A 7,605-nucleotide genomic window follows, 5' to 3' on the forward strand; every position below is an offset into this window, starting at 1 on the left:
GAGGTTCAGCTTGATTCGCCGATCAAGGTGACCAAACACTCCGCCGCCGAGCCGCCAAGCAAGATGGGCTTCAAGCCGGGCTCGGTGATGCGACTCGACAACGCGCTGAAGATGATGCTGGTCAAATCGGCCAACGACATCGCCATGGCGGTGGGCGAAAATGTCGGCGGTTCGCAGGCGGCCTTTGCCGACCGGATGAACGCCGAAGCGACCCGGCTCGGCATGAACGGCACGCATTTCGTCAATCCGAACGGGCTCTATTCGCCGGATCAGTACACGACGGCGCGCGACCTCGCCGTGCTGGTGATGGCGATCCGCCGCGAATTTCCGCAATATGCGCCGTGGTTCTCGATCGAAGGCCTTGCCGTCGGCAAGAAGGCTATCCCCAACTACAATCTCTTGATTGGCCGTTATCCCGGCGCCGATGGCATGAAGACCGGCTTTGTCTGCCCTTCCGGCTTCAACATGATCGGTTCGGCGACCCGCAACGGGCGCACGCTGGTCGCGGTGGTGCTTGGCGAGAAATCGGCGGTCACACGTGCCGAGACCGCGGCAAAACTGCTCGATCAAGGTTTTGACGCGCCTGCCGCCGGCTCGGCCACCGTCACCACGCTGGCGCCCTATGGCGACACGGTCTCGCCCAACGACATGAAGGACGAGGTCTGCAAGAAGAAGACGCCGCAGGAGCAGTCGGAGGCGCCGCCGGTCGTCGCCAAGGACGTGCCGAAATCGCCCTATCAGGAAAAGCTCGACCATGTGCCGACGCTGGTTGCCGTCGGCCTTGGCGGCGCCACCGGTCCGGCGCCGAAGGCCATCCTCGACCGGGGCGGTCAGGAATATGCCGATGTGCCGATCCCGAGCTGGCGGCCCGACAGGCCGGCACCGGCCGGCGCAGGCCCGAAGATTGCCGGCTCCGCCGCGCAGGGCGACCAGCCGGCCAAGGTTGCGAACTAGCCAATGGGCAGCGGCTTCCCGATCCCCGTCTCGGTGCTGACCGGCTTCCTAGGCGCCGGCAAGACGACGCTGCTCAACCGGCTGCTCAAGGATCCGGCGCTGGCCGACACGGCGGTAATCATCAACGAGTTCGGCGAGGTGGCGATCGACCATTTGCTGGTCGAGCAGTCTTCCGACGGCATCATCCAGCTTTCGGACGGCTGCCTTTGCTGCACGGTGCGCGGCGAACTGGTCGACACGCTGGCCGACCTGGTCGACCGGCTGCAGACCGGCCGCATCGCCCGGCTTGCCCGCGTCATCGTCGAGACCACCGGCCTTGCCGACCCGGCGCCGGTGCTGCAGTCGATCATGGCGCATCCGGCGCTGATCCAGGCCTTCCGGCTCGACGGCGTCATCACGCTGGTCGATGCCGTCAACGGCAACGCCACGCTCGACGCCCATGTCGAGGCGGTCAAGCAGGCTGCCGTCGCCGATCGCATCGTGCTCAGCAAAGCCGATCTGGTCGCCGATCCCAATGAGTTGGAAATGCTTCGGGCGCGCCTGCGGCAGATCAATCCGGGCGCCGAACTGCTCGATGCCGGTGACACGGGGACAGGCGTGGCGGCGCTGTTTGATTGCGGCCTCTACAACCCGGCAACCAAATCCGCCGATGTGCGGCGCTGGCTGGGCGAGGAAGCCGCTCATGATCATCACCATCATGATCATGATCACCATGATGGGCATGATCACGAACATGGCCATGACCACGGTCATCGCCACGATTCGCGGGTGCGTTCCTATTCGCTGGTGCATGACGGCCCGGTGCCGTTTTCGGCGATCGAGATGTTCCTCGACCTGCTGCGCTCGACACATGGCGAGCGCCTGCTGCGCATGAAGGGCGTCATCGAGCTCAGGGAAGACCCGTCGCGGCCTTTGGTGATCCATGGCGTGCAGAAGATACTGCATCCGCCGGTGCAATTGCCGTCCTGGCCAGATGGCCAGCGCGGCACGCGGCTGGTGCTGATCACGCTCGATATGCCCGAAGATTATATCCGCAGGCTGTTCGCCGCCTTCACCAACCGGCCGTCGATCGACACGCCCGATCGCGCCGCGCTGGAAAACAACCCGCTGGCGATTGCCGGGCGGTAGCTCCCACGATTACGGCGCGCCGCACTCGACCAGGAAGCGATGGCCGCCGGAGACCGCCGCCGTTTCAATCAACTGGTGGCCGCTCTCCGAACAGAATGCCGGAATGTCGATGACGGCCAGCGGGTCGGTGGTCTCCAGCCAGAGCCGGCTGCCCGGTTGCATCCCCGCCAGGCGCTTCTTGGCCTTGAGCACGGGCAAGGGGCAGTTCAGCCCCTTGAGGTCATAAATAGCGGCGCGATCATCCACGGGCGAAATCAACCGCCGAACATGCCGAGCAGCTTGTTCTTCAGCTTCGTCACGCGGCTCTCGTCGGCACTCGCCGCTTGCGTCTCAGCCATCGGTGCCGCTTCCGAAGGGGCCGCGATGGTCGCGGTGGCGACGGGGGCTTCCTTGGCGGCCTTTTCGGCCTCCTTTTCGGCCAGAGCCTGAGCCTTGGCGGCTTCCTTGGCTTGCTTGGCCGCCTCTATGGCAGCCAGCCTCTGCTCCTCGGCCTTCTGCTTGGCCGCCTTTTCGGCGTCGAGGGCCGCCATCTTGCGGCCGGCAGGCGAATCGATGCGGCCCATGCGCGCCGTCTCGGTGACCGAGCCGTCATTGTTGAGCGACGGCGGATCGATCGGCACGCGTTCGCCGCGTGCGCGGCGCTTGGACCAGTCGGAAACGATGCTGGCTTCCTTGATGCCGGCAATGGTCGGCTTGGGCGCCGGCACGCTGGCCTTGACCGCGCCGCTGAACGCAGCGTCGTAGGTGCTCATGTAGGAATTGTAGGCGCTCTTCAGCGAATCAGGTTGCGTGGTCGCCGGGCAGGCGCCGGCCGGATCGAATGTCTGACCGTCGGCGGCAACCTGGTTGAAGACATAACGCTTCTCGCAGACATCGACCTTCGGCGGCACCTTGGTGATCTCGAAATTGTCGTAGCCGACCTTCAGCATCTTCCAGAAGTCGTAATTCGGGTCGTTGCGGTAGCGCGCCATGTTGGCGGCGGTCATGCGGAACGGAAACGCCTGGATCTGGAACTCGGTCTGGCCGCCCTGGAAGGCGTCGCGGCCGAAGGCATAGATCTGCTCGATCTGCGCATCGGTCATCGAATAGCAGCCCGACGACGAGCAGGCGCCGTGCACCATCAAATTGGAGCCGGTACGGCCATTGGCGCGGTCATAGGCGTTGGGATAGCCGATGTTGAAGGACAAATGGTAGTTCGAGCGCGGATTCATCTGCGCCGGGCGCACCGTGTAGAAGCCTTCCGGCGCCTGGCGGTCGCCTTCGGTGTATTTCGGCCCGAGCTTGCCCGACCATTTGCAGATGTCGTAGCTCGCCACCATGTCGTAGCGGCCGTTGGTTTTGGCCTTCCAGATTTCGAGCTTGCCTTCTTCCTTGAAGATGCGGGCCATCACCGACGAGGTGCGGACCATGCCCTTGGCCTTCATGTCGGCAAGGATCTTGTCGGGCAGCGGCTTGTTGGCCTCCGGGGCAAAATCCTTCATCGACGAATTGTTGCAGCCGGCAACGCCGAGGGCGGCTATCAGGATTCCGGTGCGGGCAAGCTTGACAAACATGGCTACGGATATCGTCTTTTCTCTGGCGCCAGGACGCTTCCTGCCCCGGCTGCTACACTGCGCATCGACGGACCCTAAGCCCGTTAACCCTAATAAATTCCTTACCGCAAGTGCCGACGCATCCCCCTGCGGCAGTCTCATTGAGCCGAATGCAGCGGCATTTTTGTGGCAAAAATGCTCCGCCCCGCCACATTGTTGCGGCGAAGGCTGCCTGTGGTCAGAGACTGCGGCCCATGGCCAGGTATTTTTCGCGGCGCTGCTCGCGGAAATCGGTGTTGGCGCCGGCAAAATCCTTCATCGTCCTGGCGATGAGGTCTCCGGTCGCGGCGATCACCGTTTCGGCGCCGCGATGCGCACCGCCGAGCGGCTCGGGGATGATGGCGTCGATGATCTTTAATTCAAAAAGATCCTGCGCGGTGATCTTCATGTTGGTCGCCGCGTCCTTCGATCGCGTTGTGTCGCGCCACAGGATCGAGGCGGCCCCTTCCGGCGAAATCACCGAATAGATGGCGTGTTCGAGCATGTAGACGCGGTTGGCGGTGGCGATGGCAATGGCGCCGCCCGAACCGCCTTCGCCGATGACCACCGAGATCGACGGCACTTTCAGGCCGAGACAGGTCGAGGTTGAACGGGCGATAGCCTCCGCCTGGCCGCGCTCCTCGGCGTTGACACCGGGATAGGCGCCGGCCGTGTCGACCAGCGTCAGCAGCGGGATCTTGAAGCGGTCGGCCAGTTCCATCAGCCGTGCCGCCTTGCGGTAGCCCTCCGGGCGAACCGATCCGAAATTGTGTTTCAGGCGGCTGGCTGTGTCGGAACCTTTTTCCTGGCCGATGATGGCAATGGGTTCGCCGCGGAAACGGGCGAAACCGCCGACGATCGCCTGGTCCTCACCGAAATTGCGGTCGCCGGCCAGCGGCGTGAAATCGGTGAGCAGGCCCTTGATATAGTCGACGCAATGCGGCCTGTCGGGATGGCGAGCCACCTGCACCTTCTGCCACGGCGTCAGCGCCTTGTAGGCGTCGCGCAGCGCGTCGCGGGAGCGCTTCTCGAGACGGCTGATCTCGTCGCCGACATACCGACCGCCTCGCCATTCTCGGCAAGCTTCTTCAGCTCGAGGATCTTGCCCTCGAGGTCCTGCACCGGCTTTTCGAAATCGAGGTAATTATACATGCGTGAGCGGACCGATACGTCGGAAGGCAGTGGCTGACGGAACCCTTGAATCCAAGGCTCCGGGCGGTGAAATGTCGTCCTCACATAGCGATATGAGGCCTAGTCGGCAAGCGGATGATGATCGTTGACCAGCCGCACCAGCCGCTCTTCCAGCACATGGGTGTAAATCTGTGTCGTCGATATGTCGGCATGGCCAAGCAATTGCTGCACGGCACGGAGATCGGCGCCGTTCTGCAGGAGATGGCTGGCGAAAGCATGGCGCAGCACGTGCGGCGAGATCTTCGCCGAGGCGATGCCGGCCCTTGCCGCCAGCCCCTTCAGGTCACGCGCAAAGACCTGACGCGAGAGATAGCCGCTGTCGGAGGCGGCCGGAAACAGGAACGGACTGTCGGCAAAGGCTGGCACCTTGGCGCGGGCGGCGAGCCAGGTCTTCATCGCCGCGCGTGCCTTGGCCGAGAGCGGCACCATGCGCTCCTTGTCGCCCTTGCCGCGCACCATGAAAAAACGGTCGTCGCGCTGCGCCACCGTCACCGGCAGACCGACCAGCTCGGAAACGCGCAGGCCGGTGGCGTAAAGCACCTCGACCAGCGCATGCAGGCGCAGTGACGCCAGACTGTCCCCATCGCCCGACGAGACATCGCCGGCCTCCAGCGCCGCTCGGTCGATCAGCCGGCCGGTGTCGGCCTCGCTCATCGTCTTGGGCAGCGGACGGCCCTTTTTCGGGCTGTCCAGCGTGCCGGTCGGGTCATCGCCGCGCAGGCCTTCGGCGTAGAGGAATTTGAAGAACTGGCGGATCGCCGACAGTTTGCGCGCCTGCGACGTGGCGGCAAAGCCGCGGGCGGCAATGTCGTCGAGATAGGCGCGGATATCGGCGGCGGCGGCACCAGCCAGCCCGCCATCGATCGCGCCAGAAGCGTCCTCGAGGTCGCGGCGGTAGGAGGAAAGCGTATTTTCGGCCGCGCCCCGCTCGGCGCTCATCATTTCGAGAAAGGCTTCGATGCGGGCGGCGCTGTTCATTCAACTTTTCTTCGGGTTCAGCTTTTCTTGGGGTTCAGCTTTTCCGGAGGGATGCGCACGCTCATTTCGCCCTTCTTTGGCTCGACGAACATCACCAGTGCGAACATCGCACCATAGGCAATGCCTGCCAGAATCGCTGTTACCACGACAAAGCGAAACAGTGTCGGCATCAGTTTTCGCCCGTCTTCTTGTTCTGCGTTTCCAAACCCTGTCCCCTTATGGGACGCCAATCCGGCCAATTCAAGGACGAAGCTGAGGCCTGTTAGCAACTTCTGATGCAGACCTTGCCGGTCCATATCGGGTTCAAGGCACTTGCCCTGCTTGACGCAAACGGGCTTTTCATGTCGATACGCCGGCAAAGAGGGCCTTCGAAACATCCGATGAACGCGTTGCCAGCAAATCCTCCAGACGAGACCTACGCCGCGTTGCTTGGCCGGCTGGGCAGCCGTTCCGTCGTCTTCGTCGGATTGATGGGTGCCGGCAAGACGGCGATCGGCCGCAAGGTGGCGACGATGCTGGCGCTGCCCTTCATCGACAGCGACCAGGAGATCGAAAGCGTCTCGCGCATGACCGTTCCGGAGCTGTTCGAGCGCTATGGCGAGACCGAATTCCGGGCGCTGGAGCAGCGCGTCATCCTGCGCGTGCTGGAAAACGGCCCGCAGGTGCTGTCGACCGGCGGCGGCGCCTTCATGAATGCGCAGACGCGCGAGGCGATTGCAGCGCAGGGCGTGTCGGTATGGCTGAAGGCCGAGCTCGATCTTCTGATGGACCGCGTCTCCAAGAAACAGAACCGGCCATTGTTGAAAAGTGCCGATCCGCGCGCCGTGCTGGAGCGGCTGATGGGCGAGCGCTATCCGGTCTACGCGACATCTGATGTCACCGTGCCGACCCGCGACGACCGCAAGGAAGTCATCGCGACCGAGGTGGTGGACGCGCTGTGCCGGCATTTCGGCATCGATGAGACGACGGCGACGGGCGAGGTGGAACAGTGAGCATCGAGGCACCCGTTGTCGTCGAAGTCGGCCTTGGCGACCGGACCTACGATATCCTGATAGGTTCGGGGTTGTTGGCCCGCGCGGGCGCCGAGATATCGGGCCGCCTGCCGGGTACACGCGCCGCGGTCGTCACCGACGCCAATGTCGCGGCAGCGCATCTCGCTGCCCTTCAGGCCAGCCTCGAAACGGACGGCATCCAGACCGCCGTGATCACGTTGCCGCCCGGCGAGAAGACCAAGAGTTTTGCTCATCTCGAAGAGGTGGTCGACGGTGTGCTGGCTGCGAAACTGGAACGCGGCGACATCGTCATCGCCTTCGGCGGCGGCGTTATCGGCGACCTTGCCGGCTTTGCCGCCGGCATCGTGCGGCGCGGGATGAATTTCGTGCAGATCCCGACCTCGCTGCTGGCGCAGGTCGATTCCTCGGTCGGCGGCAAGACCGGCATCAACAGCCCACGCGGCAAGAACCTCGTCGGCGTCTTCCATCAGCCGAAACTGGTGTTGGCCGACACCGGGGTGCTCGACACGCTGCCTATCCGCGAATTCCGCGCCGGCTATGCCGAACTCGCCAAATACGGGCTCATCGACCGGCCAGAATTTTTCACCTGGCTGGAAAAGAATTGGGTCCAGGTTTTCGCCGGCGGGCCGGAGAGGGCGCAGGCTATTGCCGAAGCCTGCCGCGCCAAGGCCGAAATGGTTGCGCGCGACGAATTCGAGACCGGCGACCGCGCGCTGCTCAATCTCGGCCACACATTCGGCCACGCGCTGGAAGCCGCCACCCGGTATGAC

Annotated in this window: 8 protein-coding genes and 1 pseudogene; 4 read left to right on the forward strand and 5 right to left on the reverse strand. The window is 63.9% G+C overall.

Going from position 1 to position 7,605, the window contains the following annotated elements; genetic code table 11:
• Together EN964_RS18120 and EN964_RS18125 are read left to right on the forward strand one after the other, a co-directional pair.
• Positions 1-954: D-alanyl-D-alanine carboxypeptidase family protein (locus tag EN964_RS18120; RefSeq protein ID WP_164775871.1), on the forward strand; the 954-nt coding region annotated here is incomplete at its 5' end.
• 3 nt (positions 955-957) lie between these two features.
• Positions 958-2,082, forward strand: a complete 1,125-nt coding sequence (locus EN964_RS18125) for a GTP-binding protein (RefSeq protein WP_127266675.1) — start codon at positions 958-960, stop codon at positions 2,080-2,082.
• 9 nt (positions 2,083-2,091) lie between these two features.
• Here EN964_RS18125 and EN964_RS18130 read toward each other — a convergent pair whose 3' ends face one another.
• The 5 genes and pseudogenes from EN964_RS18130 to EN964_RS18150 form a co-directional block, all read right to left on the reverse strand.
• Entirely contained in the window at positions 2,092-2,328 is a 237-nt protein-coding gene (locus EN964_RS18130; protein WP_164748663.1) for a sulfurtransferase TusA family protein, read from the reverse strand.
• Between the two features lie 8 nt (positions 2,329-2,336).
• Positions 2,337-3,635 (reverse strand): murein L,D-transpeptidase family protein, encoded by a 1,299-nt coding sequence (locus tag EN964_RS18135; RefSeq protein WP_127266673.1) that lies wholly within the window; start codon positions 3,633-3,635, stop codon positions 2,337-2,339.
• Between the two features lie 217 nt (positions 3,636-3,852).
• Positions 3,853-4,805: pseudogene (locus EN964_RS18140) on the reverse strand (acetyl-CoA carboxylase carboxyltransferase subunit alpha).
• 99 nt (positions 4,806-4,904) lie between these two features.
• A complete protein-coding gene (locus EN964_RS18145) occupies positions 4,905-5,822 on the reverse strand; it encodes a site-specific tyrosine recombinase XerD (RefSeq protein WP_127266671.1) in 918 nt (305 codons plus the stop codon).
• A 17-nt stretch (positions 5,823-5,839) separates the two neighbouring features.
• Positions 5,840-5,992 (reverse strand): histidine kinase, encoded by a 153-nt coding sequence (locus tag EN964_RS18150; protein WP_127266685.1) that lies wholly within the window; start codon positions 5,990-5,992, stop codon positions 5,840-5,842.
• Between the two features lie 210 nt (positions 5,993-6,202).
• Here EN964_RS18150 and EN964_RS18155 point away from each other — a divergent pair, with 210 nt between their 5' ends.
• Complete coding sequence (locus EN964_RS18155) at positions 6,203-6,814, forward strand: shikimate kinase (RefSeq protein WP_127266670.1); 612 nt, start codon at positions 6,203-6,205, stop codon at positions 6,812-6,814.
• On the forward strand, positions 6,811-7,605 hold a 795-nt coding region (locus EN964_RS18160), incomplete at its 3' end, for a 3-dehydroquinate synthase (protein WP_164775872.1). The genes EN964_RS18155 and EN964_RS18160, both read left to right, overlap by 4 nt.

Origin of the sequence: Mesorhizobium sp. M7A.F.Ca.CA.001.10.2.1, assembly GCF_003998575.1 — a bacterium.
In the GTDB taxonomy this organism is placed as follows: domain Bacteria; phylum Pseudomonadota; class Alphaproteobacteria; order Rhizobiales; family Rhizobiaceae; genus Mesorhizobium.

What these genes read in the sequence shown, in the direction of transcription:
- EN964_RS18125 (WP_127266675.1), top strand. Translation starts at nt 958, where the DNA reads ATGGGCAGCGGCTTCCCGATCCCCGTCTCGGTGCTGACCGGCTTCCTA.
- EN964_RS18135 (WP_127266673.1), bottom strand. Translation starts at nt 3,635, where the DNA reads ATGTTTGTCAAGCTTGCCCGCACCGGAATCCTGATAGCCGCCCTCGGC.
- EN964_RS18145 (WP_127266671.1), bottom strand. Translation starts at nt 5,822, where the DNA reads ATGAACAGCGCCGCCCGCATCGAAGCCTTTCTCGAAATGATGAGCGCC.
- EN964_RS18150 (WP_127266685.1), bottom strand. Translation starts at nt 5,992, where the DNA reads ATGCCGACACTGTTTCGCTTTGTCGTGGTAACAGCGATTCTGGCAGGC.
- EN964_RS18155 (WP_127266670.1), top strand. Translation starts at nt 6,203, where the DNA reads ATGAACGCGTTGCCAGCAAATCCTCCAGACGAGACCTACGCCGCGTTG.